This is a genomic window from Parahaliea mediterranea (genome assembly GCF_003402235.1).
Classification (GTDB): domain Bacteria; phylum Pseudomonadota; class Gammaproteobacteria; order Pseudomonadales; family Halieaceae; genus Parahaliea; species Parahaliea mediterranea.
On record NZ_QEWO01000010.1, the window covers coordinates 15,283 to 41,090 of the forward strand.

Annotated in this window: 26 protein-coding genes and 1 pseudogene; 13 read left to right on the forward strand and 14 right to left on the reverse strand. The window is 55.3% G+C overall.

Translation table 11 applies throughout. The features are described from left to right. Nucleotides 1–66 precede the first annotated feature (66 nt). A complete protein-coding gene (locus tag DDZ17_RS21025) occupies nucleotides 67–3,087 on the forward strand; it encodes a Tn3 family transposase (RefSeq protein ID WP_116369017.1) in 3,021 nt (1,006 codons plus the stop codon). Here DDZ17_RS21025 and DDZ17_RS22745 read toward each other — a convergent pair. The 7 genes and pseudogenes from DDZ17_RS22745 to DDZ17_RS21060 all read right to left on the reverse strand — a co-directional run bounded on the left by DDZ17_RS22745 (nucleotide 2,984) and on the right by DDZ17_RS21060 (nucleotide 12,302). Then, complete coding sequence (locus DDZ17_RS22745; protein WP_206613619.1) at nucleotides 2,984–3,460, reverse strand: TMEM165/GDT1 family protein; 477 nt, start codon at nucleotides 3,458–3,460, stop codon at nucleotides 2,984–2,986. The genes DDZ17_RS21025 and DDZ17_RS22745 overlap by 104 nt on opposite strands. Before the next feature lie 325 nt (nucleotides 3,461–3,785). Further along, nucleotides 3,786–4,105, reverse strand: a pseudogene (locus DDZ17_RS22855) (YnfA family protein); the annotation flags it as partial. Nucleotides 4,106–4,533: 428 nt separating this feature from the next. After that, nucleotides 4,534–5,424 (reverse strand): cation diffusion facilitator family transporter, encoded by an 891-nt coding sequence (locus tag DDZ17_RS21040; RefSeq protein ID WP_116369018.1) that lies wholly within the window; start codon nucleotides 5,422–5,424, stop codon nucleotides 4,534–4,536. A 210-nt stretch (nucleotides 5,425–5,634) separates the two neighbouring features. Continuing rightward, nucleotides 5,635–8,760 carry an efflux RND transporter permease subunit gene (locus DDZ17_RS21045; RefSeq protein WP_116369019.1) on the reverse strand — a complete coding sequence of 1,042 codons (3,126 nt, stop codon included), beginning with the start codon at nucleotides 8,758–8,760 and terminating at the stop codon, nucleotides 5,635–5,637. 12 nt (nucleotides 8,761–8,772) lie between these two features. Continuing rightward, a complete protein-coding gene (locus DDZ17_RS21050; RefSeq protein ID WP_116369020.1) occupies nucleotides 8,773–9,720 on the reverse strand; it encodes an efflux RND transporter periplasmic adaptor subunit in 948 nt (315 codons plus the stop codon). 19 nt (nucleotides 9,721–9,739) lie between these two features. Then, nucleotides 9,740–10,936 carry a TolC family protein gene (locus DDZ17_RS21055; RefSeq protein WP_206613620.1) on the reverse strand — a complete coding sequence of 399 codons (1,197 nt, stop codon included), beginning with the start codon at nucleotides 10,934–10,936 and terminating at the stop codon, nucleotides 9,740–9,742. Between the two features lie 676 nt (nucleotides 10,937–11,612). Next, entirely contained in the window at nucleotides 11,613–12,302 is a 690-nt protein-coding gene (locus tag DDZ17_RS21060; RefSeq protein ID WP_241505991.1) for a cation efflux transmembrane domain-containing protein, read from the reverse strand. Between the two features lie 291 nt (nucleotides 12,303–12,593). On the opposite strand from DDZ17_RS21060, the gene cadR reads away from it, so the two are divergent. The 4 genes from cadR (at nucleotide 12,594) to DDZ17_RS21080 (ending at nucleotide 14,324) form a co-directional block, all read left to right on the forward strand. Beyond that, nucleotides 12,594–13,040, forward strand: a complete 447-nt coding sequence (cadR, locus tag DDZ17_RS21065) for a Cd(II)/Pb(II)-responsive transcriptional regulator (protein ID WP_116369023.1) — start codon at nucleotides 12,594–12,596, stop codon at nucleotides 13,038–13,040. 55 nt (nucleotides 13,041–13,095) lie between these two features. Further along, nucleotides 13,096–13,566, forward strand: a complete 471-nt coding sequence (locus DDZ17_RS21070) for a DUF3703 domain-containing protein (RefSeq protein ID WP_116369024.1) — start codon at nucleotides 13,096–13,098, stop codon at nucleotides 13,564–13,566. Between the two features lie 199 nt (nucleotides 13,567–13,765). Next, nucleotides 13,766–14,122, forward strand: a complete 357-nt coding sequence (locus DDZ17_RS21075) for a hypothetical protein (protein ID WP_116369025.1) — start codon at nucleotides 13,766–13,768, stop codon at nucleotides 14,120–14,122. Further along, nucleotides 14,109–14,324 (forward strand): hypothetical protein, encoded by a 216-nt coding sequence (locus DDZ17_RS21080; protein WP_116369026.1) that lies wholly within the window; start codon nucleotides 14,109–14,111, stop codon nucleotides 14,322–14,324. Before DDZ17_RS21075 ends, DDZ17_RS21080 begins: the two co-directional genes overlap by 14 nt. A gap of 194 nt (nucleotides 14,325–14,518) precedes the next feature. Here the strand turns inward: DDZ17_RS21080 and DDZ17_RS21085 are convergent, their stop codons facing one another. The 4 genes from DDZ17_RS21085 to DDZ17_RS21100 all read right to left on the reverse strand — a co-directional run bounded on the left by DDZ17_RS21085 (nucleotide 14,519) and on the right by DDZ17_RS21100 (nucleotide 17,516). Further along, nucleotides 14,519–15,550: a hypothetical protein gene (locus tag DDZ17_RS21085; protein ID WP_116369027.1), complete on the reverse strand. Its 1,032-nt coding sequence runs from the start codon at nucleotides 15,548–15,550 to the stop codon at nucleotides 14,519–14,521. A 6-nt stretch (nucleotides 15,551–15,556) separates the two neighbouring features. Further along, entirely contained in the window at nucleotides 15,557–16,171 is a 615-nt protein-coding gene (locus DDZ17_RS21090; protein ID WP_116369028.1) for a DNA-binding protein, read from the reverse strand. Between the two features lie 80 nt (nucleotides 16,172–16,251). Beyond that, complete coding sequence (locus tag DDZ17_RS21095; protein WP_116369029.1) at nucleotides 16,252–16,557, reverse strand: hypothetical protein; 306 nt, start codon at nucleotides 16,555–16,557, stop codon at nucleotides 16,252–16,254. Between the two features lie 290 nt (nucleotides 16,558–16,847). Further along, the gene (locus DDZ17_RS21100) at nucleotides 16,848–17,516 is read right to left on the reverse strand and encodes an SOS response-associated peptidase (protein ID WP_233248877.1); all 669 of its coding nucleotides are present in this window, start codon (nucleotides 17,514–17,516) and stop codon (nucleotides 16,848–16,850) included. A 274-nt stretch (nucleotides 17,517–17,790) separates the two neighbouring features. Between DDZ17_RS21100 and DDZ17_RS21105 the strand changes: the two genes are divergently transcribed. Together DDZ17_RS21105 and DDZ17_RS21110 are read left to right on the forward strand one after the other, a co-directional pair. Next, nucleotides 17,791–18,213, forward strand: a complete 423-nt coding sequence (locus DDZ17_RS21105; RefSeq protein ID WP_116369031.1) for a TA system antitoxin ParD family protein — start codon at nucleotides 17,791–17,793, stop codon at nucleotides 18,211–18,213. Between the two features lies 1 nt (nucleotide 18,214). Beyond that, the gene (locus tag DDZ17_RS21110) at nucleotides 18,215–18,781 is read left to right on the forward strand and encodes an ATPase (RefSeq protein WP_116369032.1); all 567 of its coding nucleotides are present in this window, start codon (nucleotides 18,215–18,217) and stop codon (nucleotides 18,779–18,781) included. A gap of 21 nt (nucleotides 18,782–18,802) precedes the next feature. Here the strand turns inward: DDZ17_RS21110 and DDZ17_RS21115 are convergent, their stop codons facing one another. Next, nucleotides 18,803–19,537, reverse strand: coding sequence for a DUF429 domain-containing protein (locus tag DDZ17_RS21115; protein WP_116369033.1), 735 nt, complete (start codon nucleotides 19,535–19,537; stop codon nucleotides 18,803–18,805). A gap of 266 nt (nucleotides 19,538–19,803) precedes the next feature. Here DDZ17_RS21115 and DDZ17_RS21120 point away from each other — a divergent pair, with 266 nt between their 5' ends. From DDZ17_RS21120 to DDZ17_RS21135, 4 genes are all read left to right on the forward strand, one after another. After that, a complete protein-coding gene (locus DDZ17_RS21120; protein WP_116369034.1) occupies nucleotides 19,804–20,277 on the forward strand; it encodes an antirestriction protein in 474 nt (157 codons plus the stop codon). Between the two features lie 158 nt (nucleotides 20,278–20,435). After that, nucleotides 20,436–21,131: a thermonuclease family protein gene (locus DDZ17_RS21125; RefSeq protein WP_199228098.1), complete on the forward strand. Its 696-nt coding sequence runs from the start codon at nucleotides 20,436–20,438 to the stop codon at nucleotides 21,129–21,131. A 189-nt stretch (nucleotides 21,132–21,320) separates the two neighbouring features. After that, entirely contained in the window at nucleotides 21,321–21,521 is a 201-nt protein-coding gene (locus DDZ17_RS21130) for a hypothetical protein (protein WP_116369036.1), read from the forward strand. 129 nt (nucleotides 21,522–21,650) lie between these two features. Then, nucleotides 21,651–22,109 carry a JAB domain-containing protein gene (locus DDZ17_RS21135; RefSeq protein ID WP_116369037.1) on the forward strand — a complete coding sequence of 153 codons (459 nt, stop codon included), beginning with the start codon at nucleotides 21,651–21,653 and terminating at the stop codon, nucleotides 22,107–22,109. Nucleotides 22,110–22,277: 168 nt separating this feature from the next. Here the strand turns inward: DDZ17_RS21135 and DDZ17_RS22570 are convergent, their stop codons facing one another. Both DDZ17_RS22570 and DDZ17_RS21140 read right to left on the reverse strand, forming a co-directional pair. Beyond that, complete coding sequence (locus tag DDZ17_RS22570) at nucleotides 22,278–22,490, reverse strand: hypothetical protein (protein WP_157976779.1); 213 nt, start codon at nucleotides 22,488–22,490, stop codon at nucleotides 22,278–22,280. Nucleotides 22,491–22,669: 179 nt separating this feature from the next. Continuing rightward, nucleotides 22,670–24,892 carry a helix-turn-helix domain-containing protein gene (locus DDZ17_RS21140; protein WP_158283731.1) on the reverse strand — a complete coding sequence of 741 codons (2,223 nt, stop codon included), beginning with the start codon at nucleotides 24,890–24,892 and terminating at the stop codon, nucleotides 22,670–22,672. Between the two features lie 247 nt (nucleotides 24,893–25,139). Here DDZ17_RS21140 and DDZ17_RS21145 point away from each other — a divergent pair, with 247 nt between their 5' ends. Together DDZ17_RS21145 and DDZ17_RS21150 are read left to right on the forward strand one after the other, a co-directional pair. Beyond that, nucleotides 25,140–25,406 (forward strand): type II toxin-antitoxin system ParD family antitoxin, encoded by a 267-nt coding sequence (locus DDZ17_RS21145; RefSeq protein ID WP_116369077.1) that lies wholly within the window; start codon nucleotides 25,140–25,142, stop codon nucleotides 25,404–25,406. Further along, entirely contained in the window at nucleotides 25,393–25,686 is a 294-nt protein-coding gene (locus DDZ17_RS21150; RefSeq protein ID WP_116369039.1) for a type II toxin-antitoxin system RelE/ParE family toxin, read from the forward strand. The genes DDZ17_RS21145 and DDZ17_RS21150 overlap by 14 nt, the downstream gene beginning before the upstream one ends. Nucleotides 25,687–25,808 lie beyond the last annotated feature (122 nt).

Genomic DNA, 25,808 nt, shown 5'->3' on the forward strand with positions numbered 1-25,808 from the left:
GCAGGGGGCTATTAGTTTCTAATCCGCTGAGAAATTCGGTATTTTCTTCGACCTTTAGGTCAAAGAATGAGCAGAAACAAGCGGTTATCCATCCTCAATGCTGCCGAAGTCGAGGATCTATACGGCGTCCCATCCTTCAATGAGTCCTACCAACGGTTCTACTTTGCGCTGAATGACAAAGAACTAGCGGAGATATCGAGAATAAGGCAACGCAAATATCGTTGTGTGGCAATTGCGTTGCTGGGCTACTTCAAATGCAAACCGGTCCTGCTTAACCCAAGGTACAAGTCAATGCAGGACGACTTGGCATTCATAGCCCGATTTCACTATAGGGACCTTACGTTCAGGCGTTTTAGCCTGAAACCGGACCAAAAATCCCGCATCTATGCGCGTGTTCTATCGATTGTCGGCGTCAGCAACTGGAACGATAAAAGACATCAGCCACAGCTTGTTGAACACTTGTGTACCTGTGCTGAAAGCTGGGTGGAACCTCGAGCACTCTTTGACGCTGCGATCGAATATTTGGCTCGCCAGAAAATCGCAATTCCTGCCTATAGTACGCTGCAGAAGATCGTCAGTCAGGCTATTGGCCAGCACCAGAAACGATTGTATGACCAGATCGACGCCGCTTGCAGCCAAGGTCTATCAGCTATGTTGCTCACACTGGTTTCCGGTGAAGGCCAGTTTACATTCCAGCAACTGCGCCAGAGCGCCCGCAATTTTACCGGCACCGAGTTGCAAAAAGAAATAGCCGTGTATCACCATATTCAGCCGTGGATGAATGATGTGGCGACTGTACTGGAGTCACTTTTTCTTTCTCAGAAAAACCAGCAACACTATGCCGAACGAGTTGACTATTACGGTGCCAAACTTAAACGTCAATCGCTTGCTAACCAGCGCCTGTACTTGCTGTGCTATCTGCAGTCGCGGCACCAGCAGGCCCTGGATCGTATTGCGGAAGGGTTTATACATCACCTCCGACAAGTGAAGCAACGTGCCCGTCAAATGGCCCGGGAACGGGTCTACCGGGATTGGCAAAAGGCCGCTCGCAATGTGAGCAAAGCTGCTGATATCTTACACCTGTTCGTTGATGACAGCATTGACCCCAATACGTCGTTTCACGCTGTACAGCAACGGGCATTCCAGTTTCTCAATGTCAGCGACCTGAGCTCAGTCTGCCGATACCTGAGTAATCAGAAACAGTCGGCGGAGGAGGCATTCTGGCAGCACCTGGATACGGAGTCCGCATTGCGAACCGGACTGTTGCGTTCGCTCTTTTGCTGCCTGCGTTTTGACGGTACTGACAAAACACGGCGGTTAGCCTGGGCCCTGGACCAAGCTCGATGGGATTTGATCGCCGGTAGTATGCTCGGCGATACCTGCATTGATCAGCGCTTACTACCGAAAGCCACACGGCCATTGCTGTCGAAACCCGATTGCAGTATAGACAAATCCAGGTATGAATGGTTTTTGTATCTGCAGATACCCAACCGGTTGAACGGCCAGTTGACGCTGCCGGAAGTCATTCGATATCGGGCGCTAGAAGATGATCTGGTGAAGCCAGAGATCTGGAAAAACCAGAAGCAGGCATTGGTTGATAGCACTCAGCAACCCAATATCAGCGAGGATCCGAAACGTCTGATACCACGGATGGCGGATGAGCTGACGCTTCGGTTGCACGACGTCAGCCACTATCTGGAGTGTTCAGATAACAGGGACGTCATTCTGAGGCCGAAAGATGGCAAACATCACTGGCGGTTGCCTACAGCCAGCAAGAAACACCTGGTGAATAACCCGTTCTTCCAGCAAATGAAAGCGGTCAGCATCACCGATGTATTGCGCGTAGTGGACCGGGACACCGGGTTCATTGATGACTTCCAACATGTGCTGGGCATGAACTCGAAAAGCCGTCAGTACGAAGTGGACCTGCTGGCGATATTGATTGCCAATGCCACTAATCAGGGCATCTATGGCATCGCGCAAATATCTGACCGCACCTATGAACAACTCAGCACAATCCAAGCAAACTACCTTCGGTTAGAAACCCTGAATGCGTCCAATGACCGCATCAACAACGCGACCACGCAACTGAGTATTTTCAAGCACTACAACATTCAGGAAGATAGTCTGCACGCCAGTGCCGATGGTCAGAAGTTCGAAGCCAAACGCGAGACATTCCGCACACGGTATTCCTCAAAATACTTCGGAACCAGCAAAGGCGTGTCCGCGGTCAGTCTGAATGCCAATCATATGGCCATCAATGCCCGGGTAATCGGGGCCAACGAACACGAGTCCCATTACATCTTTGACCTGTTGATGAACAACAGTACTGAAATTGTCCCCGACATGCTCTCAACTGACACTCATGGAGTAAACCATGTGAACTTTGCCCTGCTCGACCTGTTCGGATATCGGTTTGCACCCCGATATGCCCAGGTTGGCAGGGTCATCAATGAACTATTCAACATCACCGAAGACAAGAACCAGCAAGTGAATATATCGTTGCGCAAGCCGATCAACACGCAGCGCATCATGGCTCACTGGGACACCATACAGCGGATTGCCGTCTCTTTGGCTCAGCGGAAGACCAGCCAGGCCAGGTTAGTGCGTAAACTATCCGGCTACAAGCACACTCACCCGTTATTGGAGGCGTTGACCGAATATAACCGGCTGCTGAAAGCCCAGTATCTGCTGAACTACATTGACGACGCCAGTCTCAGAAATCACGTGCAGCGAGCGTTGAATCGGGGTGAAGCCTATCACCAGCTGCGACGGGCGATTAGCCACGTCAATGGCGACCGATTCCGGGGCAATAGCGACGAGGAGATCCAGATCTGGAACGAAAGTGCCAGACTGGTGGCAAACGCCATCATCTACTTCAACTCAAAAGTGCTCAGCAATCTGCTGGACAGCTTTGAGGATCAAGGCAATGCAATATCTTTGGAGACAGTAAAGCGGGCCTCACCTGTAGCCTGGGAGAATATCAACCTCCGGGGTAGATACACGTTCGCACAGACAGGCGATCTGCCAAAACTTGAGGATTTAATGGCATCGATTGAAGGCTACCGGCCGACAAACGATAAGTAATGGGCCTCCAGAAGTCACGGCTGGCGCGGCCTCTGGCGGTTTTTGCAATATTTGGGGGCAAAATCCCTAGGACCCCCAAGTGCTGAAACTTACCTTCGCCACTATCATCTTTGTCCGGGATCAGCAGCCACAGGCCAAGTGCGATGAAACTAGCACCGATCAGCCAGCGGCCTTTCGGGCCTTGGAGAAACTGACCAATCCAGCCACCTAGCCAAGCAGAAACACCATGGTTGACCAGAGTTGCAACCAGGATTCCGAGGACAATACCCCACTTGTTACGAAAGCGCGTAGCGAGAACCAGGGATAAAAGTTGGGTCTTATCGCCGATTTCGGCCAGAGCGACCGTTAGCGTAGGAGTAAGAAATGCGTCCATTGAAGATACTCTGGCGGGATAAGTGAAAGACAAAGGCAACGCAACTCACTCCCGCTCTGGGTGCTTTGCATTGCCTCAGGTCTTGCCACTACCGCCAAGAGCGGCAGGAACCTGCCATGAACCATTGAGGGTTCAAGTATGTTGACAGGCTCTCTCGCCAGGAGAAGACTACTCCCCTAAGGGGCGGCGCGTATCCTACCCCATCCAGTCCGGCCCTGCAATCACATTTACTGTCTGTCCACCGTCGATTTAGGGCTGTGTAACACTGCGAGCCAATAGATTCGACGACATGTGCAGTGCTGCAGTCATCTGTTGATGGGGAGTGCGGCGCAAATATGATAATTGCCATACCGAATATTGCTATCCCCGAACCTACTATGTCCCAAGCGGTTGGACGAATTCCATCGACTGCCCACAACCACAGGATTGCTACAAATATATATAGCCACCATAGGCCGCATATACTCTGCCTGCGGCTGTTGGATGCAGGGTCAGTAACCACGCGAACACTGCAAGGCAGAGAGCTGCAGGCGCTAATAGCCAGACTGATTTCCCCTCACACAACCATAGATACGGCAGATAACAGCCGATGATCTCTGCCAAAGCCGTCGCTAGGAACAAGCATAGTGTAGTCAGTGGTGACATTGGACACCCCTTAGAATAGGTACCGGTTTCCAGCTCAGCATAATGCTCTATTCCGACCAGGCACAATCAGCGCAATGCGGTCGTTGATCAAATTTTCCACGACCCTATAGTCACCTCACCAAGCTAGGTGTCACACGGTGCAAACATGCTTATTACCATACCCAGCATTGCTATCTGCGAACCTATCACGTTCGAGGCGCAGGGGGACCGCTCGGGCGCATACGCCGAGGTTCGCTCTGATTTTCATGATCGCAGTATCCATTTTCCACATGGCGATGGCCCTGGATGACCTACAGGCCCGGTGACATTTCAGCAATGGTCGGGACGCGCGTTTGACCTGATCTCTGCATGGTAGAGCCTTCTAATAATTCCTAAATAGTGGACTTTCCAGTTCATTGCGACGTATGTCGTATTTACAGGCGTAGGTTTCACCTGGATTCATCGCGACAGGTCTCTTTTTCCAGTTCAATTTCGATAGTCGTATGAGACAGTTGGAGGCCCTCCAGACTGTTAGAAATCGACCTCTTAATATCGGAATAAAATTCTGGATCGAATCGGCCCTGATGTTCCACCACAACATGCGCAGTAAGTACGTGATGTTCTCCATCCAACGACCACAGGTGCTGATGGTGAATATCACGTACACCCTCGATATTCAGCAGGATTTTTCGAACCTTGTTTGTAAGCGTTTTGTTTGGAGCAGCCTGCACGAATAACTTGCCTGTCGCCCACAGATTTCGCATTACATTCATGAGGATAAACAGTGTAAACGCTACGGATAACAACGGATCAAGAATCGGCCAGTCTGTGAACATCAAAATGACTGATACGACTAGAACCGCCACCCAACCCAGCACATCCTCCAGTAAATGCCAGTTCAGCACCTTTTCGTTAAGTGTCCTTCCCTTGCTAAGGCGGTATGCGGCAACACCGTTGACACTAACTCCCAACAAGGCCAGAGCCACCATGCCTTCGGTGACGGGCATGACTGGATCAGCCAATCGTGGAACAGCCTCACTTAGCACCCAGATGGAACCCGCAACCAGTACAAGGCCATTAATTAGTGCCCCTAACAAACTGAGTCGACGGTAGCCATATGTAAAATAATCGTCCGGCGACCTTTTACTCAAACGGTCAAGCAACCACGCTCCGCCGATGGACACTGAATCCCCAAGGTCATGCACAGCGTCGGCCATGATCGCTGTGCTATTGGTTAGGACCCCACCGATGAACTCAATGACGGTGAAGCTCAGATTGAGGAAAAACACGAGGCCAATTCGCCTGGAGCTACCGGTATCGTTGTGGTCATGAACATGCATTTTCAAATTCCCACAATATTCGTGTCATAACGAACCTCGTTAGTTAATCACTACCGCCTCGATCCACCGCTTCGCTAGCAGAAACGCCTGAAGAATCTCTCGTGATCATTCACCGCTTCAAACCTGGTTGCACTGGCCCCTTCTCCCATCAGGCAATTCGCCCGGTAACAGCACATCTGGCCAGCGTCGCTCTGTCTAAACCGGACGCTGTCATTCATGGTCGACTCTCCTTATGTTCTCCTTATGTAACATTGAATACAGCACCGGCAGCACAAACAGTGTCAGCAGGGTCGACGAGATAATCCCACCGATGACCACCGTTGCGAGTGGTCGCTGCACCTCGGCTCCGGTCCCGGTATTGAGGGCCATTGGAACAAAACCAAGACTGGCTACGAGCGCCGTCATAAGTACCGGTCGCAGTCGGACCAGGGCTCCATCGACAACCGCCGTCATCAAATGGCCATTCTGATGCCACAGATCGCGGATGAAGGCAACCATGACGAGACCGTTCAGTACCGCGACGCCGGATAGCGCAATAAAGCCGACGCCAGCGGAAATTGAAAGCGGCATATCGCGCAGCCACAGCATCAACACACCACCGGTGAGCGCAAGCGGAACACCGCTAAATATGATCAATGCGTCTTTAAGCGAACCAAATGCCATTACCAGTAAAGCCACAATGATAGCCAACGTCACTGGCACCACCACTAACAGTCGCTGAGTGGCAGACTGTAGTTGCTCGAAGGTTCCGCCGTAATCCAACCAGTAACCCGCAGGAAGATCCACTTCATCGCTGATACGTTGTTGTATCTCGGACACAAAGCTGCCCAGATCCCGGCCACGTACGTTGGCTGTGACAACTACGCGCCGTTTACCGTTCTCGCGGCTAATCTGGTTCGGCGCCGGCGCAAGCTCCACTGTCGCGACTTCGGAAAGCGGTACAAACTCACCATCCGGCAAAGTAATCGGTAGATCACCGAGCCCATCAACATTACGGCGAATCGCTTCAGGCAGACGAACCACCAACTGGAACCGCCGATCCCCCTCGTAGATCATCCCGGCATTCTCACCACCAACTGCCGCGGCAACCAAATCCTGTAGCGCATCGATAGTTAGTCCATAGCGCGCCAGTGCCATGCGTCTGGGGTGAACGGACAACATGGGAAGTCCCGTTACCTGTTCCACCCTTACGTCAGCGGCTCCCGCTACCGACTGCACCACTCCCATCACCGCATTGGCCGAGTCCAGCAGCTGATCCAGGTCGTCGCCAAATACCTTGATGCCCAAATCCGCGCGCACACCGGAAATGAGCTCATTGAAGCGCATTTCGATAGGTTGGGTGAACTCGTAGTTATTGCCGGGCAGGGGCTCGACTGCTTCCTGAACTTCGTCAATCAGGGCCTCACGTGATTTACCAGGATCAGGCCACTGATCTCTTGGCTTAACGATGACATAAATATCGGAAATATTGGGGGGCATCGCGTCCGTTGCGACTTCCGCTGTACCGGTGCGCGCGAATACCTTATCCACTTCAGGAAACGCCTTTATACGCTTCTCCAACTGTTCCTGCATAGCCAGCGCTTGTTCCAGGCCTGTACCGGGTGCTCGTAAAGCCTGGAGGGCGAAATCGCCTTCGGCCAGTTGGGGTACAAACTCCGTTCCCAGGGTGGTGGCCAACCAGAGACTGCCGGCCAATAAGGCACTCGCGCAGCCCAGTACCGCCCAGCGGAATTTCAGAGCATTCTCAAGCATCGGTTGATAGAGCGATTTGGCGGAACGTATGACACGGCTTTCCTTTTCCTCTACCTTGCCATTCATGAAAATGGCGACAGCGGCGGGTACGAGAGTGAGCGAAAACACCATTGCAGCGAGGAGCGCCATGACGACGGTGGCCGCCATCGGATGGAACATCTTACCTTCCACACCCGTGAGGCTAAAAATGGGGATGTAAACCACAGTAATAATTGCCACACCGAACAATGCCGGTCGGACCACTTCCGTTGTGGCTTCGTACACCAACTGGAGACGTTCCTTGAGCGGGAGACGCTCTCCGTTCCCAGCCTGTGTCTCTGCCAGACGCCGTATGCAGTTCTCAACGATTATCACCGCGCCGTCTACAATCAGACCAAAATCCAGTGCGCCCAGGCTCATTAGATTTGCAGACACACCGGTTCGAACCATACCGCTGATCGTCGCCAGCATGGATAAGGGGATGATCGCGGCAGTGATCAATGCCGCCCGCAGATTGCCTAGCAATAGCAACAAGATCACGATGACCAGCAGCGCGCCTTCGAGCAGGTTTTTTTGCACGGTGGCAATGGCGCGATCTACAAGCGCGGTACGGTCGTAAACCATTTCCAGGTTGACGCCATCCGGTAGTGAAGGACGAATGCTTCCCAGTCGTTCACCCACGGCCTGCGCTACGCTTTGGGAGTTCTCCCCCATCAACATCATCGCAGTGCCAAGTACCGTTTCCTCACCATCTCGGGTTGCCGCGCCTGTGCGCAGCTCCTTGCCAATCGCGACGTCCGCCACATCGCCCACCCTTACGGGCGCTCCGTCCCGGTTGGCTATGACTACCTGCTCAATCTCTGCGATGTTCTTCAGTAATCCCGGGGACCGCACCAGAAGTTGTTGTCCATTTTCCTCAATGTATCCCGCGCCCCGGTTGTCGTTATTGGCGCGCAGCGCTTCGGATACATCGGCCAGACTTATGCCTAACTCAAGCAATTTGTCCGGGTACGGCGTGACGTGGTATTGCTTGTCGTATCCGCCGATGGTGTTGATTTCCACTACCCCGGGAACCTGGGCAAGCTGAGGGCGGATTATCCAGTCCTGTACTTCGCGAAGTGCTGTGGCATCCCAGGGCTCTCCGTTCATCTGAACAGCTCCGGCTTCCGCCGTTACCGTGTACATAAAAATCTCACCGAGGCCGGTTGAAATTGGCCCCATGGTTGGTTCAAGGCCTGGGGGCAGAACGCCTTTTATAGCGCCCAATCGTTCAGTGATCAGGTTGCGGGCAAAGTAAATATCCGTGCCTTCTTCAAAAACAACCGTGATCTGGGATAGACCATACCTTGATAATGAACGTGTGTAGGCAAGTCTGGGTAGCCCGTAGAGCGCAGTTTCAACCGGAAATGTCACCCGCTGCTCTACTTCAAGAGGCGAGTAGCCTTCCGCTTCGGTGTTGATCTGAACCTGGATATTGGTGATATCCGGAACTGCGTCGATGGGTAGTCGTTGAAAACTCCAAACGCCCAGTCCGACAACAATAAAAATCAGGGATAGAATAATATAACGCCGCTCAACTGAGAGGCGTACGATGGCATCAATCATACCTGCCTCCTGTTAGTGTTCGTGACTGGCGCTGGATTTTTCCAAATCGGCTTTGATCAGGTAGCTGTTCTCGACAACGTACCTGTCACCGGGCTGCAAACCAGACCGCACTTCGGCGATTCGCTCGTCGCTGCGACCCAGCTCCAAAGGGCGAGGTTCATAGGTCTCTCCCTCTTGAACGAACACCACGGCCTGATTCTCAAACTGCTGTATAGCCCGCCGGTCGACGGCCAGAGGTACTTCGGAGGCATCAACGACGATCTTCGCAGTCACCAGTAAACCCGGTGACAGCAGCCCTTGGCGATTATCAACAGCAACACGAGCAATAACGTAGGGGGCATTATTCTGGCTTGGCAACAGATGCATGATTTTGCCGTCGTAAGTCTTATCTTCGATGGCAAATCGCGCCTGCTGACCGATTCTGACGTCCTTGCGTTGTCCTGGGAATATCTTCAGTTCAGCCCAAAGGGTATCGAGATTGACAATAGCGAACAGGGGCTGCCCGTTCACTAGCTCACCAACATTGACATTGCGCTGTGAAATGGTGCCAGCAATCGGCGCGACCAGAGTATAGGACTGCAGGCTTTCATTGGATTCGATAATCGCAAGAGTATCACCCGCCTTGACCGTATCACCAAGACTCACTGCCACTCGACGCACCTGTCCACTGAAACGACCGGTGACATGCGCCAACTGCTCGGGGTCTGTCACCAGGCGCCCATAGCTTGTTAGGGTCTCCGTCACTACCTGAGCGTGCGCCTCTTCCACTTTCAAACCGGACTGTTCGGCCAATGCGTGGTTAATCCGAACGCGGGCCTCCACCTCCTCGTGGTCATCGTGATGCCTTCCCTTTTCTCCATGCTCTTGCGCCACTGAGTCCGAGGATTCGGCGGCGTATGTTGGAAGCCACACGAAGCACAGTGCGCCCGCGACTACTAACAGTATCTGTAGTTGATTCATGATCGGTTATCCTGTGCGTTCAAAGGCTGGAGCCAGTGGCTGATGAAACCAGTGACTCGCCTGTCAATTGTTCGATTAAGGCCTGATTGAGCAGGGCCCTGGTCGCTGCATCCACCAGATTCCGCTGGCCTGTCAGCAAGTCCCGTTGAGCCGATTGCCACTCGATATAGCTATAACGACCCTGTTCATAGGCGTCCCGAGTGAGCCCCAATGCTCTTTCAAGGTCCGGAATCACCTCGCTCTGCATAGTTGTCGCGGCGTCCACAGCCTGAACATGAAGTTGGTAGGCTTCATAGAGACGGGCACGGAGCTTTAAAAGAGCGCCATCACGTCGCAGGCTCACTGCTTCACGGGCCGCCTGTGCTGCCTGTATCCTTCCCTGGTTACGGCTGTCCGAGAACAGGGGTACGGAGACGCCCGCCACTAGCGCGGAATCTCCACTTTCCTCGAAGTATCGAGCCCCGATCTGCCAGCGGAGATCACTACGTGATTGACTGCGGACAAGCGCTAGCTCTGCATCTCTCATGCGTTGTTCGCTGGCGAATACTTGAATATCTGGACTATTGCTTGCGCGCTCGAACAATGCTGAAAAATTCGCTGGAGCAGTAAAGGCAAACAGATCGCCACTGAGTCGGTTGAAATCCGTGCTTTCCATGCCAAGTAAGGCGGCCATAGCCATCAGGCTACTGTCGAGAGCCGCCTGGAGTCTTTCCTGATCCAGTGAGATCTCCTTCATTTGTGCCCGTGCACGCAGCACCTCTGCTTGTGGCGTGGCACCGCGTTCTGCCCTCTGCGTAACGATGTCGAGGGTGTCCTTTGCAAGGTTTACGGCTTCTTTGGCGAGGCGCTGCTTTTCCTGCAGTGCAAGAGTACTGATAAAAGTACGAGTAATATCGCCGATTAGACTTAGCGCTTCCGCGCGACGTTCGGCATCTACGAGACCATAACGACCCGAAACCGCCTGGTTGCGCGCGGTACGCTTGTCGCCCAACTCGATGACCGAAGAAAGGGAGAGGGTGTATTCCGCCCCATCGAGATTCCGGTAGTTCCCCGAACCCAGAACATTCTCCGCCTCGAACCCAAGTTCCAGCGCGGGATTCTGGTCCGCAGCGAGTCGCTGCCCGTCCAACCCTTGCAGGCGCATTGAAAATACCTCAAGCGAAGGATTCTGCTTGAGGGAGCGTGCGACAGCATCGACGAGTGTCAGCGTTGACATGTCTGCCTGTGCCGTCCCCGGCGGTAGGCCGAGTACGCTTAGGCATAGGACCAATAATTTCGCGGGCAACCCACGGCATGGGCGCCACAAAAATTTGTAGTATCGCATTGCATGATTCCTGTGAAATCAACAGTAAGTGAATCCCCTGGCGGGGCTGATTTACAGGATCAGGCGATGGGTGGGCGAAGGAGTGAACCGATGTAGGTGGCTGTATGATGAACCCGGTAACTGGAGTAGTACGGCGCCGGCTTCAGTGTCGGGGCATCAGCTATAGTCATGATCACCAATAGGTGTGAACCGTGACAGTGGTCACCCAGGCAATGATCAGAGAGTTCGGTTGACTGCGTAGTCGACGCGCTAAAGGTATCATCATTGAAGGAGAGGTGGCCATCGAAACCGGCATGGGAGTGCTGTTCCCCCAAGTGGATGTCACCAAGGTGCGACGGCGCTACGTCGGATATGATGGAGAGGGTTTGAACCACCATCACTATCCCAAGCACTATTGTCGTCCAAGCTTTTGACATCAAGTCAAAGCCCCTTGAAGCATCGAGGCTTGAATGCTAGGGAGGTCATTAGGCAGAGTCAAGTCAGGAAAACTGACATTGCTGTACAGGGGATGCACTATTTTCTCCACCGCTGCCAATGCTCGCAACGTTAATGAAACACATTCCATTGTTCACGCCTTGATCGATAGAATTCGTCTGGCACCATTCAGCACGATTACGCCGACTATAAGACCTATTATAAGATCTGGGTATCGAGACCCCGTCCAGCCGACCAGAATGCCACCGAGTACGACACCGAGATTCGCGATGACATCGTTCGCCGAGAATATCCAACTGGCCTTCATGTGAGCGCCACTGTCTTTGCTTCTGGCAATCAGGGTCAGGCATGTGGTGTTAGCCACTAGCGCGAGCAACCCGAAGCCAATCATCAACACCGATTCCGGTTCACTACCGAAGACGAACCGCCTTCCAACTTCCGACAGGGCAATGAGTGCCAGGAACAGTTGTAGCCATCCCGCAAAATGGGCTGCCCGAACCTTTGTCTTGGCACTATGACCCACTGCATAGAGAGCAACCCCATAAACCGCCGCGTCAGCAAACATGTCCAGCGAATCAGCCAACAACCCAGTCGATTGGGCCCACCAGCCAGCGACGAACTCAACCACAAACATTATTGCGTTAACGAGTAGCAACAACTTGAGAACACCGGATTCCCGCTGCGCCATTTCACGCGCGCCGGATTGGTGCCTATTCATCTGCTCCGCTGATACCGCGCTGCTACCAAGATACTCGGCCCCTAAACCTAGACTTACGATTCGCTCAGTTATGGCGTCGGTATCGCCATTGTGATAGACGACCACCCTGCGACTCGGAAGATCGAACTCCAATGCCTGGGCTAGATGTGACCCACCCAGAGCGGTCCTGATTAACCCCTCTTCCGACGGACAATCCATTTTGGGTACCAGATATTCTGAAGCGAAGCCACTGGTCAATGAATCGCAGTTTGTCCTAGGCTGGCCGCCTGGAATCCCACCAGGGTCAGGCGTTTTCTCCAGTCCTTCACAACACCGATCTGTCATATAGCCGCCGCTTGCTCTCTCATTGGAACAAAGCGTAATATCTATTGTAACTATAGAGTCAAGGGGCTTATTGTGAAAATTGGCGAGTTGGCGAAGCAGTCTGGCTGCTCGGTACAGACTATTCGCCACTACGAGAAGGAAGCTCTGTTGACCGCGCCGGCGAGGAGCGAGGGAAATTTTCGTTTGTACGACGAGTCAACTCTGCATCAGCTCCTGTTTATCAAGCACTGCCGTAATCTGGATATCAGCCTTCCAGAAATTCGACGCCTCGTATCCTTAAAACAGGCGCCGCAAGAGCGATGTGACGAGATAAACCGATTGATGGATGACCACATCGCACAGGTCGAGAACCGAATCATTGAACTCTCGCGGCTAAGAGATGATCTTATCGCGCTGCGGCACAGTTGTGACCAACAAAAGACCGTTGAACAATGTGGAATCCTGAAGAATCTGGCGGGGAGCTACGACACCCCGACTAGTCAACCCAAAGGCGAGCCGGGATCAACCAAGAACTGTTAATGTTTGCCGGCGGGGCAATCTCATTCGGATAGAAACTGGCATTAAGGAACTTGACATGATTAGTGAGTTTTCGGGAAATATTGCGCCATTCATCCACGCCGAATTAAACAGAGCGTCGATTGCTCGCGAGAAGGGGAACATTTCTGCCGAATTCAGCCATTACGAAAACGCACATGTACTAGGTCAGGAATCGACCTATTGGCATGTTCGCGTTCATGTATTACTAAGATTTGCATTAGAAATGTCACAAGAGACGCACAGAAGACCCTTGGTTTACAGGGCGCTTAGGCAAGCTGGCGTGACACTACTGGCGAGAAGGTTAGTAATGCTCAATTGGGCGATACGGAATTGCAGAGTAAAAGAAATACTCGGCCAGTTGTTTCGAATACTTGGTGCGGCAACTAAAACGGCTTTTGGTTGGGTACCAACAGGCAACACTGGCGGCACCAACGTCAGCCCGTTTAAATCAATGCCGATAAGAGCTGACCTTCATGAAAGCATTTCAGCTGCGCGATCAACTACATAGGCTTTCCGTTTTTCCACTCACCAATCCTACCTGCAAAAGCTTCCATTGACTCGCCTGGCGCCACTTGCCATGTTTAGGGGACCTCGTGGCTACTCTCAGTAGCATGTAGGTAGCGGCCTGTCCGCATCTGTAATCAACCCATCGGGTAACTCACCCGATGGGAGATGTTGCTCGGTGTCTATCCGAAAGGAGCACTACTATGAGCAATATCAGCAAGGCGGTCGGTCTGGTCTGCCCGGAAAGCGGTGATGCGCGATTCCCTGTCCTGGGGTTCCTGAACCCCATCCTCATCGACGATGAGCTGTGGGAACTCACGCAGAACCCGGACAACCCGAGCCTTGCCTCACTGGTGAACAAAGCCGCGGAAGCGGTAGATTTGTTTTCCAATGGGAGGGAGCACGCGGATTTCGCGATTCTCGTCGCCAGCACAAGGGGGCCGGTGGCGCTTACCGTGCGGGTATCCTGGGAGGAAGACAGCAAGTGCGTCAAAATTGCGCCGCTCAATCCACCACCGTGGTCATCGAAGAGTGCGAGGGCATACTATGTCCAACACTAATCAGAATACCCCGGAGGCGGCACACCTGGCACTGGAAAATGCGCGGTTGCACCTGGAAATCGAACGGCTAAAGCTGGAGATTGAAGGTGACAACCGGCGATGGAAGGCCGAGTTTATCCTGAAGGCCATTGCCCTGACGGGCACCATCGTGGGCTCAACCATTGCCTGGATCGTGCAGCAGGTAACGAGCTGTGGAGGATGATGTGATGAAGTCAGACAGGGATAAACTACTGAAAGGCCGCGACTACGCGATCATTGTGGTAGGAGCATCCTGTGTGGCGGCAACTATCGTCATGCTCAGCCAGTTGATTTTCAGCTGAGCTTCCCGGCTTCAAGCCGACCCGACAAGGAGCCTCCGGGCTCCTTGTTTTTTTAAGTGCCTTCCTGAAGCCAGCCTTACTCCGGAATCGTGGCCGCCAGGAGCTGAGTCACCGTCTTAGGGCTCAATACAAGCTCGCCATGCAGGTCTGCTGCGCCACCCATCAGCTCGGTGAGTTTCGCGGTGATGACCGCAAGCTCTTGTATGGATTCGTACCGTAACCACAATTCCAGGCGTCCTTCGCTATCCCCCGATTGTGCCAGGACCACCGGAACGCCAACCGCCTTTTCAACCGTCGCGACAAATACCTGTTCTCCAGGGTGTGGTTCCGGTATTTCTTCGCCACGTGGCGCTGCCCTACCCTCCTTCGCCGCTGATCCGCTTTGCATTAGCGCGTACAGCGCGGCGATGGGCATCGGGTTCTTCAGGTAGGCTTCCGCGTAACGAATCTGCTCCTTTTCATCAGGGATCGAGGCAATGGCTTTTGCTGCAGTCTCGGGGATCTGCCCGGTTCGGGTCAGCTGAATGAGGTGGGGGCACAGCTTGTCCAGCAGGGCCAGGCGGTTGGCCAATGTGGGCCTGCCAATCCGCAGGGCGGTCGCCATCCGGGTCAGGGTGGGAATGCTTTCCGCGAAGCGCTGCCGGGCCCGCTGCACCGCCTCGGCGTACTCGATGGCGGTGACGGGATAGCCGCTGGCCTTTGCTTCTTCGTAGGCGTGCTGGATGGCGTAGAACACGGCATCCTCATCGTCAGCATCGATTACGCTGATCCGCACCCAGGGCGCATAAGCGTCATTATCGATATGCGCGCTCAGCGTATCCCAGCCCGTCAGGACCTCAATGTCCCTGCCGGTTTCTGGATCCGGTGTGTCGACCACGCGGGCCAACACCCGGCCCGCAGGCTCCTTCCGGCTCTGAGCGGCATCATCCAGGGCGCGGCGCTGGTCATAGGTTAAAGGAACTTCCAGGGCAAAATCCGCCTTGTAGAGCCGCCGTCGTTCAACGTCCTCCACATCCACGGACAACTTGCCTTGTAGTTGTGCCCGCGCCGACTTATTGGCCTGCCCCTGGTGCTTCATTAGCTCGCCTATTTGTTCCTTGAGGAACATTCTACCTCACTTTTCCAGGTTCGAATCCCGGGCGATCTTGACCAGCTCCGCCTGTAGCGCCTTGGTATCGCCCCGGGCTTCCTTGAGCTCTGTCTTCAGGCCCTTGAGTTGTTCATCCCGGTCATCGACCCGGGTTGCCAGTGCGGCATTGTCACTGGCCAACTTGGCATTCTGCGCACGCTCCTGCTCCACTGCCGCCTGGGCCTGCTGAAGGGCTTTTTCCTTCTCGGCCAGCGCCTGCTGCAATTCACTGATACGGCTCTCCAGCCGGCTGATCTCACCCAGCGCCTCATCACGCTCGCCAGTGGCTGCGGTAATAGCGGCTTCCGCTTCCTGTCGAATGGTATCTACGGTCACCGACGCCAGTTTGCTGGCAGCCGTCCACACCTGCCCTACCGATGTCTCGATGGCCTTTTTGAGGTCGGCGGGCATTTCAAGCGCAGCAACAACGTCGGCCTTGCGTGCCTCGCGCCACTCGCGCATCACCGGGGAGATATGGGACAGGGAACCACCGCCCATCCGCTCCCGGACCTGGTCGTTGGTGGGGTTGTCGTTGCCCTCGCCCGCCAGGGCGTTGGCGGCGGCGATGATCTTGTCCTTGATGTCTGGTTTAATCTTCATTCGGGCGGCCTCATGTATGTATTGTATGTATGTACTATACATACAATACATACTAAATACAAGCATTGCCGCCGTATCCCCTATCGCCACAAGCCCGCCGCCTGCATCGCCTTGGCGAAGTACCGCGCATCCCGCGCACTCACCGGGTGGTAGCTGCGGTTCTCCACCGCGCCAGTGCTGTAATCCTCGTCGTACTTGTACACCGTCAGCCAGGCTGACGGGGCAGGATCAGAGCTGGAGACCGCGCCAGACCTGGCGAGCTCCACCAGCTCGCGGAATCCATATTCTGTGCCTTCCTCATCGACCCAGCCGCGCTCCGCCGCCTCACCGTGTTCCGCACTGTCTGGGGTAATGATTTCAAAGGTGGTTCTGATCTGAATGCCCATGTCTCGCTCCTCGCCGTGGGGTTTTTCCAACTCCCATCCCTCTGGGGGCGAAGACCCCACCCCATGCGCGACACGCGCACCGTCGACCGGCTTTGGTGTGTCCAGGCAGGGGGAACCGCCCGCCTTGCAGGGCGCGAGGGACGAGCGAACGAAGGGTGGGGGATGCCTGGACTAAACCAAAACGGGCGCCAGGCTCTATCTCACCCCAGAGGGATCATGTCCGGGACATGGCGCTACCGAAGAGCACCGTGGCAATGGCCTGAGAGATCAGCGTCAGTGTCGTGTATCGATTACGCCGCTGGATCCGCTTCTGCATCCAGTTCGACAGCGTCGCCGACAGGCTCCATGAGCTCGGCTGATTTGTTGCGGGCATTGCCCACCGCAGTCGGCAATGGGTTAACTTTCCAGGCAAACTTGAGGCGAGGAGCAAACATAGGGTCATTTGCAGCAATAGTGGCGCTGCTGTCCAGCCAGCGCTCGACCTCTTCGCCCTCCAGTAGCACCGGCATCCGGTGATGCCACGGCTCAAAGGGTTTCGCCGCCGCAGTGGTGACGATGGTACAAGACAGCAGCGTCTCAGATTCCCCCTGCCATTCATCCCACAGGGCGGCTGCGTAAAGAGTTTCGCCTTCCCTGTGAATCGACCAGGGCCGCTTCTTGCCATCCGAAGTCCGCCACTCGATGAAGCTGCCCATCGGTACAAGGCCCCGCTGTGACTTGAAAGGCCCCCGGAACGCGGGCGACTGGGTGAGCTTTTCACTGCGAGCATTGAACATACTGTATTTTTGGCTCGGGCCATCCGACCAACTCGGCGTCAGCCACCAGCGGGCCAGATCGATCCGCCCTTCCCGGATCAGCGCCAGTGACTCCGTGGGCGCCACATTGATGCGGGGGATCTCCAGCTCCAGAAAGCCGCGGTACTCCCGCCAGGAGTGAACGTGCTCAGGGTTCTGGTTCAAGCGACCACACATCAGCTATACCACCGTGCCGCCCAATCGGCCGGTCCCACGTCGCATGGCGCTAGACCGCACACATCTGACCTCCCCCCAAAACCATTACCTGACAGCTTATTCCATCGACAGTATAGGCCACTCACTTCGCCATCCCGCCCATGGCATCGCCGATAGGCAGCCGTCGACCTACGCGATTGCAAGATTGTAGCTATTTGCTACAATGGAAGCGTAGCCATTCGCTACATGGCTTGAGTTTCGAGTGACCAAGGAGCAATAGACTATGGCTAAATCCAGTACCCCGCTTCGCCTGGAAAGCACCCTTGTGGAGGCCGCTGAGCAGGCCCGTAAACTGGCTCACCGCAGCGTCGCTGGACAGATCGAGTACTGGGCCTCACTGGGGCAGGTACTGGCGCGTATAGCCACCCCGGAGCAGATCACCTCCCTTCAGGCCGGCATAGCCAGACTGCAAATCGAGAACCTGGAGGCAGAGCCCATCGATCCCGACGCCGTCTTTGGCGAGGTTGAGCGCGCACGTGCCTCAGGAGAGCTGGCTGAGCGGGTCACTGCCAGTGCGGTCCGTTACCAGGCCAGCGGGGCCAATCCGGGCTTGCTGGAACGGATCGCACCCGATGGCGCGGTCACCGTGGGGACCTTCCGCAACGGACAGTTCCAGCCAGTCAACCCTGCAGCGGCTGCGCACTAGCATGCCTCAATTGTGGGTGCTGGCAGGCGGCAATGGCGCCGGCAAGAGCACGTTCTATCGCGAGTTCCTGGCGCCGCAAGGCATTCCCTTCGTGAATGCGGATGTGCTCGCCAAGGCCGCCTTCCCGGACGACCCCGAAAGCAACAGCTATGAAGCGGCGGCCGCTGCTACACAGCTGCGTGAGCAACTCGTCCAGGAAGGCCGGAACTTCTGCTTTGAGACCGTGTTCTCCCACACCTCGAAGATCGATTTCCTGGGTACAGCCAAGGCCCGGGGCTACCAGATCATTCTGGTGTACATCCACCTCGAAAGCAGTGGCTTGAACCTGGCCAGGGTTGCCCAACGTGTCGGCGAAGGGGGGCACAATGTACCCGAGGAGAAAGTGACCAGCCGGATTCCCCGGACCATGGCCAATGTAAAGGCCGCGCTGCCCCTCTGTGATCGTTGCCGTTTCTATGACAATTCACAGGCGGATCACCCAATGGCCTTTGTCGGTGAGTACCGGGATGGGCAGTTCAGCTATACCGACGAGCTGCCCCCGCACTGGTTCGCGTTTTTTACCACCTGACACGGACCAGCAGTACAGTGATCAGGTGGATGGAGAGCACACCCAGATCCACCCTTCTTTCCGGGCGCGCTCTGGATCTGCCGGAGCGGGACAGGCCCCGCACAGGAAATCAAATCCCGCGAGAACACACACCGCAGCATCGAGCGCGTCAGCGCTGTTCAGTAGGGGTTCCGGATCCTCTGGCAGTTCCATTACGTTGCCCAGCGCAGTGAGAATTTCCTGACGCTCCGGAATGTGTTCGGGCTTTTTGTAGCCCGAGGCTTTGAAGCCACGCGCCACCAGCGTAGCCGCTGGGTAGACTTCGATGACACTGTGGCCTTTCACACCGTCGGGAGACCAGGCCATCGGCAACGGCGCACCGGTGGCTTTGCGCAGCGCTTCGAGAAATACCAAGGCAGCATGAGCGGTCCGGGCGATACGGTCCGCCCCGACATCGAGTGGCTGCTTGTTCAGTCGGCGCTTGACGTCGCGGTCTGTCTCCCGACGAAATAGCTGATCGGCCACCTCTGGGACGGGGCGGCCCGCTACATGTGCGCAGAGGGATGGCGCGAGCGGCGCTGGCCATCCCAAGGGTGCATCGACGCAAAGCAAGGTCGGCGTGCCTGATGCTAGCCATTGACACACCCGCTTCACATGCTCAGCATGACAGGTACCAGCCACCGCTGTTTCAACCTGGCAGCACCCATCGGCTATGCGCCCAAGGGCAAAGCCCATGCCCTTGGGATTGGTGGAACAATCGATGCCGATGATCTGCATGTTGATAGTCTACGATTGGAAGAGCCAGGGTGCTGAGTGTACGCGATGTCCAGCCCACGCCATTACCGGGTAGCGTATATCTGTCGATAACGCACGGCCTCGGTTACAAACCTTCCATTGACAGCAAACCACCAGTACTCGATCTTGAAGCTACTTGATCGCTGCCCTCGGCAGCATTGAGTTGCGGTTCATCCGCATTACCCGTTGGGGCCTCGCCCCACGGGAGAAGGCTTCAGCGGATCATTCAACGTCAAGGAGATTGATCCATGTCTGTACAGCAGAAGGTTGTTTTTTATACGACGAGGCCTACCCGGTTTGGGGAGATACACGAGGATCCGCCGATCATTCGCAGCATTGTCCGTGATGATCAGCGTCCCGGGTTTTTCCCCAAGTATGCAGGTCAGTACTTCCTGCAACTGGAAGCGATGATCTTCCAGACCATGGACCGACTGTGCCCCGACTATCACGGCGGCATGTGGGATATGTGGGAGCTGTCCAACGGCGGCTGCTACCTCTCCCCTGCCCTGTCGGACAGTCACATCCAGGTGGTCTGTCAGGGCAACTGCTTCGAGGGTAGGCTGTCCACCGACGCCGCAGGTATCGTGGTCAGTCTGGTGGCCATCAACCATCTGGCGTGGTCCGTACCGGAGCCTGAGCATTTCAACAAGTTGTTCTATGCCCTGCGTGACTGGGCGCTGGAACACGCTGAATGCCAGGACATCCTGCGCGCCATCGACTGAAGCCTCACCTGCCCCGGACTTCCGGGGCAGCTTTTCTCCCAAGACCCACAACGTTCAAGAATCGCGGGAACATCCGGCCGACAATCGGCCCGACGGTGCTAAACTTGCGGCCCATGGCCCGTATCCTCCCCTTTTCACGCACTCGCCGCTGGCGGCTCTTGTCCTCCCGTACCCTACTGACCCTGTTTGTGCTCGGCAGCGTCGGGCAGTACCTGATCGAAGGCAACGTCACCTGGGTCACCCAGTCGCTGCGCTGGATCGATCAAACTATTCGCCACCAGACCGCCACCATTGATCTGCCCAGTGGCGACCTGGTGCAATCGGCCCGGGCCTCACTGGATAGCGCACTGGCCAGTACCCGTGACAGCCTGTCGGACCTCCAAGCCAATGCAGCCGGTATCGTCGATCAGACGATCAGTACGCCCAGCGAATCTGCACCGCAGTATGACCTGTCTGGCAAAGTGGTCCGTATCGCCGATGGCGATACGCTCACCCTGCTCGATGCGAGTAACACCCAGCACAAGATCCGGCTGCATGGCATCGATACCCCGGAACGGGGCCAACCCTACGGCAACGCTGCCAGGGAAGCACTGGAAGCTCATGTCGCCGGCCAGCGCATCGGCGTTGTTATCCAGGATACTGACCGCTATGGAAGAACGGTGGGTACCGTCTATCGCAATGGCCAGAACATCAACCTCGCCCTGGTGCGCGATGGCTGGGCCTGGTGGTACGAACGCTACGCACGCAACGATCATCAACTGGCGCAGGCACAACGCGAGGCGAAAGCGGCCCGCCGTGGCCTGTGGCAGGACAGCAACCCCATCCCGCCCTGGGAGTGGCGGCGCCTTCGCTGATCACACGCGCCCTGACCCTCTGTAAGAACCCTTCCATTGACAGCTTTTCCCACTTCCCTGAAGGTTAATGTCACTTAGTCGCTGCTCACAGCAGCATTAAGTCGCGGAGTTTTCCGCATCTCCCGTTGGGGCATCGCGCCCTACGGGACGAGGCTCTGGCGGATCTTTTACCTGACAGGAGATGGATCCATGGCAAAGCATTTGAACGTGTACGTTGTCGAGGAGTTTGAGGCTGGCGGTGAGCAGCGCAAGAACTACACCCAGGTGGGGAAGCTGTTTCCCCACAGTAAGGGTGAGGGCTTCAATTTGCTCATCCAGCCCGGAATTGCGATCAGCGGTGAGCTGGTAGCGTTCCCTCCCAAACCCAAAGACGATAACCCGGACGCCTAGTCCAGAGCCTGCAAAGGTCACCCGCGCGAGCTGGTGGCCTTTGCTTTAACAATAACGCCGCAAGGCATCCTCCCAACGGGATACGTCCCGTTGGGCGCATCTCGGGAGGTATTTTCAAGGTGCGACAAAATGGAGACTTTGCAATATGCCTCGAAAGAGGCAGTGATTGAGGCCGCGATCGGCTTTTTGGAGGAAGCTGGACGGAGCTATGGTGAAACGCTCAGTAGCCCCCATAAGACCCGGGAATTTCTGCGCTTGCGGATCGGCGCTGAGGAACGCGAGGTGTTTACGGTGATCTACCTCAACAATCAACATCAGATCATCGCCGTGGAAGATCTCTTTCACGGCACCCTGGATGGGGCAGCGGTTTACCCGAGGGAAGTAGCGAAGCTGGCTCTGCAGCACAATGCCGCTGCGGTCATCTTCGGGCACAACCACCCCAGTGGTGTTACCGAGCCCAGCGCCGCAGATCGCCGGATCACCGAGCGCTTGTGTTCTGGGCTCGGGCTGCTGGATATACGGGTTCTAGATCACCTCATCGTGTCAGAAAAAGGCAGCTACTCTTTCGCTGAGAATGGCTTGATCTGACAGCACCCGCCAGGGCATCACCTTTACAGGGAATCCAGCTGGATTCCCTTTTTTCTACCAACATTCCAATTACTAAGATTTGCATTAGAAATGTCACAAGAGACGCACAGAAGACCCTTGGTTTACAGGGCGCTTAGGCAAGCTGGCGTGACACTACTGGCGAGAAGGTTAGTAGGTGTTAAAGCAGTGTTGGCAGTTGGTGCATTGGTACTTAGGCATTGACTGAGCGTCGTTATCTGACAAATGAATCGCCTCTTTCTTTGTACCTTTGCCAAGCAAATACCCAAGACCACCACCAATGAGTGCGCCAGCGACCATCCCCGGTGGCCCACCAACCATGCCGATAGTCGCTCCTGCACCTGAGAGCACATTCGCGGCCATTAAACCTCCTATGGCTGCAGTGCCCGGGCCTATCGAGCCGGCTTTGTTCACTCTTATCAGATTCTCGCCTACCTTGTCCGACTGACACTCAGGACATCGCAAAACGTTCTGATCTCGGCCCTGCAGTGGTGTTTCCAACGAGCGCTTCAAGCCCAAATATGACTTTCTTTCTCGCTCCACTAGGCCTGAGCCCAGGGAGCTCCGAGAAAAAAAGCCAGATCCCTCCGGTACTGATCGACACTGGCAGCGAGATCCGCCCGTGACTGCACCGGGTTTTCGACGAGTTTCTGCAACTCCGCGATATAGGCGTGGTAGCCATCCTTCAGGCCCTGGCAACCGTCTCTGACCGACGAATCGAGATTATCGAACGCAGTGTCGACACTGCCCAGGAGCTTTTCCGTCACCTGCTGCTCCTCGAAAACCTTGAGCAACTGCTTCGAAAGTCGTCGCTGCCAGGAATCACCGAATAACCGTTTCCCCAGCAATACCACGCCAGCAGCCAGAGCGGCGGTGACGACGACGGGCCCACCAATCGTCGCGACACCGGAAATGATGCCCGCAGTACCCCCACTCCAGGCGAAACCTACACCCATGGATGACAATATGCCCACCGCCTGAGCGACAACTGCATAGCCCCCCAATGCGCCCATGGTGGACGCGTAGATGCCCAATCCAGCCGCCATACCGGCACCGATCATTCCACCGGTAAAATACCCTTTGGCATCGAATGGTATGCTAACCGAGTCCTTGTCGAGCTCGACCTTGTTCATGACTGCTGAGCATTGCTCCAGCCTTTCCGAGATCGAAGCCTCCACCTTCGTCCCATGTAGTTTGAAGGCCTGCTCAACGGCAGTCTGTATACGATCCGTTACTAGGCTGGCGGCGTACTCCTGGGCTTCTTTCTTGTCCTTGTATTTGTCCTTTATAAGCGCTTCCAGTTTTGGCTGCTCCAATATGCTCTGCATATTCTCTTGGGATTCCTTGAGCGCGTTGTTGCGAGCTTCGGCAACCACCGCCAGAAGCTCTGTTCGGGTTTCCTCAATTTCCTCGAAGCGCTTGGCGATCGCCACGGGTTCAAGCGCAAGCCTGCTATCCTCGAGCAGTTGTTCGTACTTGATAATCTGGTTTTCCGCCGCGCCGAGGTAGCTCTGGAGTGATTCGCTGCCTTCTTCCTTGAGTCTATCCACCAGCCCATCAGCCGAGGACTTAACCGTATCCGCGATACCTGACTGCAGGTAATGACACAGATCACCAATCAGTGGATCACTGCGCTCAGGCGTAGAACTCCAGAAACTGTACCACCGCGCCTTCAACGTGGTTTCGGTGATGCCTTTCCCGGATTTGGAACCGCGCTCTTCCAGGGCCCCTGAACCATCCGGTGTTTCAAAGTGGCTGAATACACGCCGAGCAGCCTTTTCGATCATGCCCTGCAGATCTTTCTCCGAGATATGCGGCGCCGCCTGGCTGGTCACAATGAAGAGATTTCCGAGGGGCGGTAACTTGTCATTTGCCGCCTCAGGCATGTTCAAGGTTTTAAAAACCGATCTCAGCGACACCATGTCGGTGTGATCCATGCAACCCGTAATCGGGGACATATACACCAGGACATCGAGCATCTGCAGCATGGACAATGCTTTCGCGGTGTCGCTCTGTTCCTCCCGCTCAGCGTCGGTATTCGCGAATCCAGGAGAGTCCACGATGTTACAGGCATTCAAGATGTCCGACTCAACATAGACCACGCAGCTATAGGCTTCTGTCGCGCTGCTATCGAAGTGGTCGTGGACGATTTCTGAGGAAAGGAGCTCAATCCCGCCTGATGCATAAAAGCGCTTCGGGTCCGTACAAAAGGCCTCATCGTTCAACTTAGCGATGGCCACCAACTCCTTGAAGATGAGGACATCCTCGTTTTGCCATTGAGGTTTGTCGGCGATGTGGCGGAGGATTGTCACTGCGCTGGTGGTGGGTTGCAGCTGAGCTGGGAGGGCGGTGCTACCGAGCAGAGTATTGATGAAGTGGCTTTTCCCAGCATCAGAACGGCCCATTACACCAAGATTAGGCTTTTGTCGTGCCAGAGACATGGAGAGGCGTGTCATCGCCACGAGGTTAGCAGTCGCCTCATTGCCCGTTTCATAATCCGCCAGATAGGAATCCAGTAAGCCCAATCGAGCGAAGAGCGCCTGATAGGGGTTGTGAATCTCCGGCCGTCTGCACTCTACTTCGGGCTCAAGAACCCGATCCATGTCGGTACCGAGGATTCTGCAGAGCTTCATCAGGACACGCGGCGATGCATACTCGGGATCCTGTTCAATCCGCTGATATACGCTGGTCGAGACCCCGACCATGCTCGCCAGTTCCTCCTGGGTTTTCTCCGCCTCGATTCTTAATCGTTTCAGTATGCTCACACCGCCCCCTTCCATAGTGGTTGTCGTTATCACTTTGTTGCACTTTAGTACCCATATATGATATTTACAATCGCAATTAAATATATTTGTTGCGAAAGTTTTGTCATATCTAGGCTTCCGGGCCGAGCGTGAGTTGCCAACTGACATTGCCTACCATTACCGCGGCACGCGACTGACGGCCAGATGGCGGCTACTTGCTGCAATTAGTATGAACTATTATGATTTGTTAAACAGCGGAGGCTCTGCCATGTCCAGATTGACCATTTCGATGCCCGATCAGATGAATGAATGGGTTGAAGCTCAGATCAGTGCCGGTCGCTACGGCAATGTGAGCGAATACTTCCGCGATCTCGTCCGGCGCGACCAGGAGCGCCGGGAAAACGCGATCAGAGAGCTGCGCACCATTCTCGACCGCGCGGAGCAGAGCGGCGTCAGCGAACGTTCATTGCCCGAAGTACTGGAAGCGGCACGCCAGGAAGCGCGGCAGAAGGGCTTGTTGCTTGGCGCAGATTGAACTCACAAGGGACGCCGAACGCGACCTGATCGACATTTATCTCTATGGCATTGAGCAATTCGGCCAGGCACAGGCCGAGCGCTACGCCATCGCACTGAATGCGCGCATCGACTTTATTGCTGAGAACCCGAGCATGGGGAGTGACTACAGTACTGTGCGCGAAGGCCTTCGCCGTTACGAACACGTCTCCCATGCCGTTTACTATCGTCCAACGCCCGACGGAATCTTGGTGTTGCGCGTTTTGCACGGGGCAATGGACCCCGGCCGCCATATTACCTGACCATGTTCGCGACTTGGTCATGTTCATCGGATGCAGCCAGGTTCAATGCTGTAACCATTGCTGCGCAGCTAGCACTTAGAAAGTGAAAAAAGCCGCCCGAAGGCGGCCAAGGTGCGAGCTGC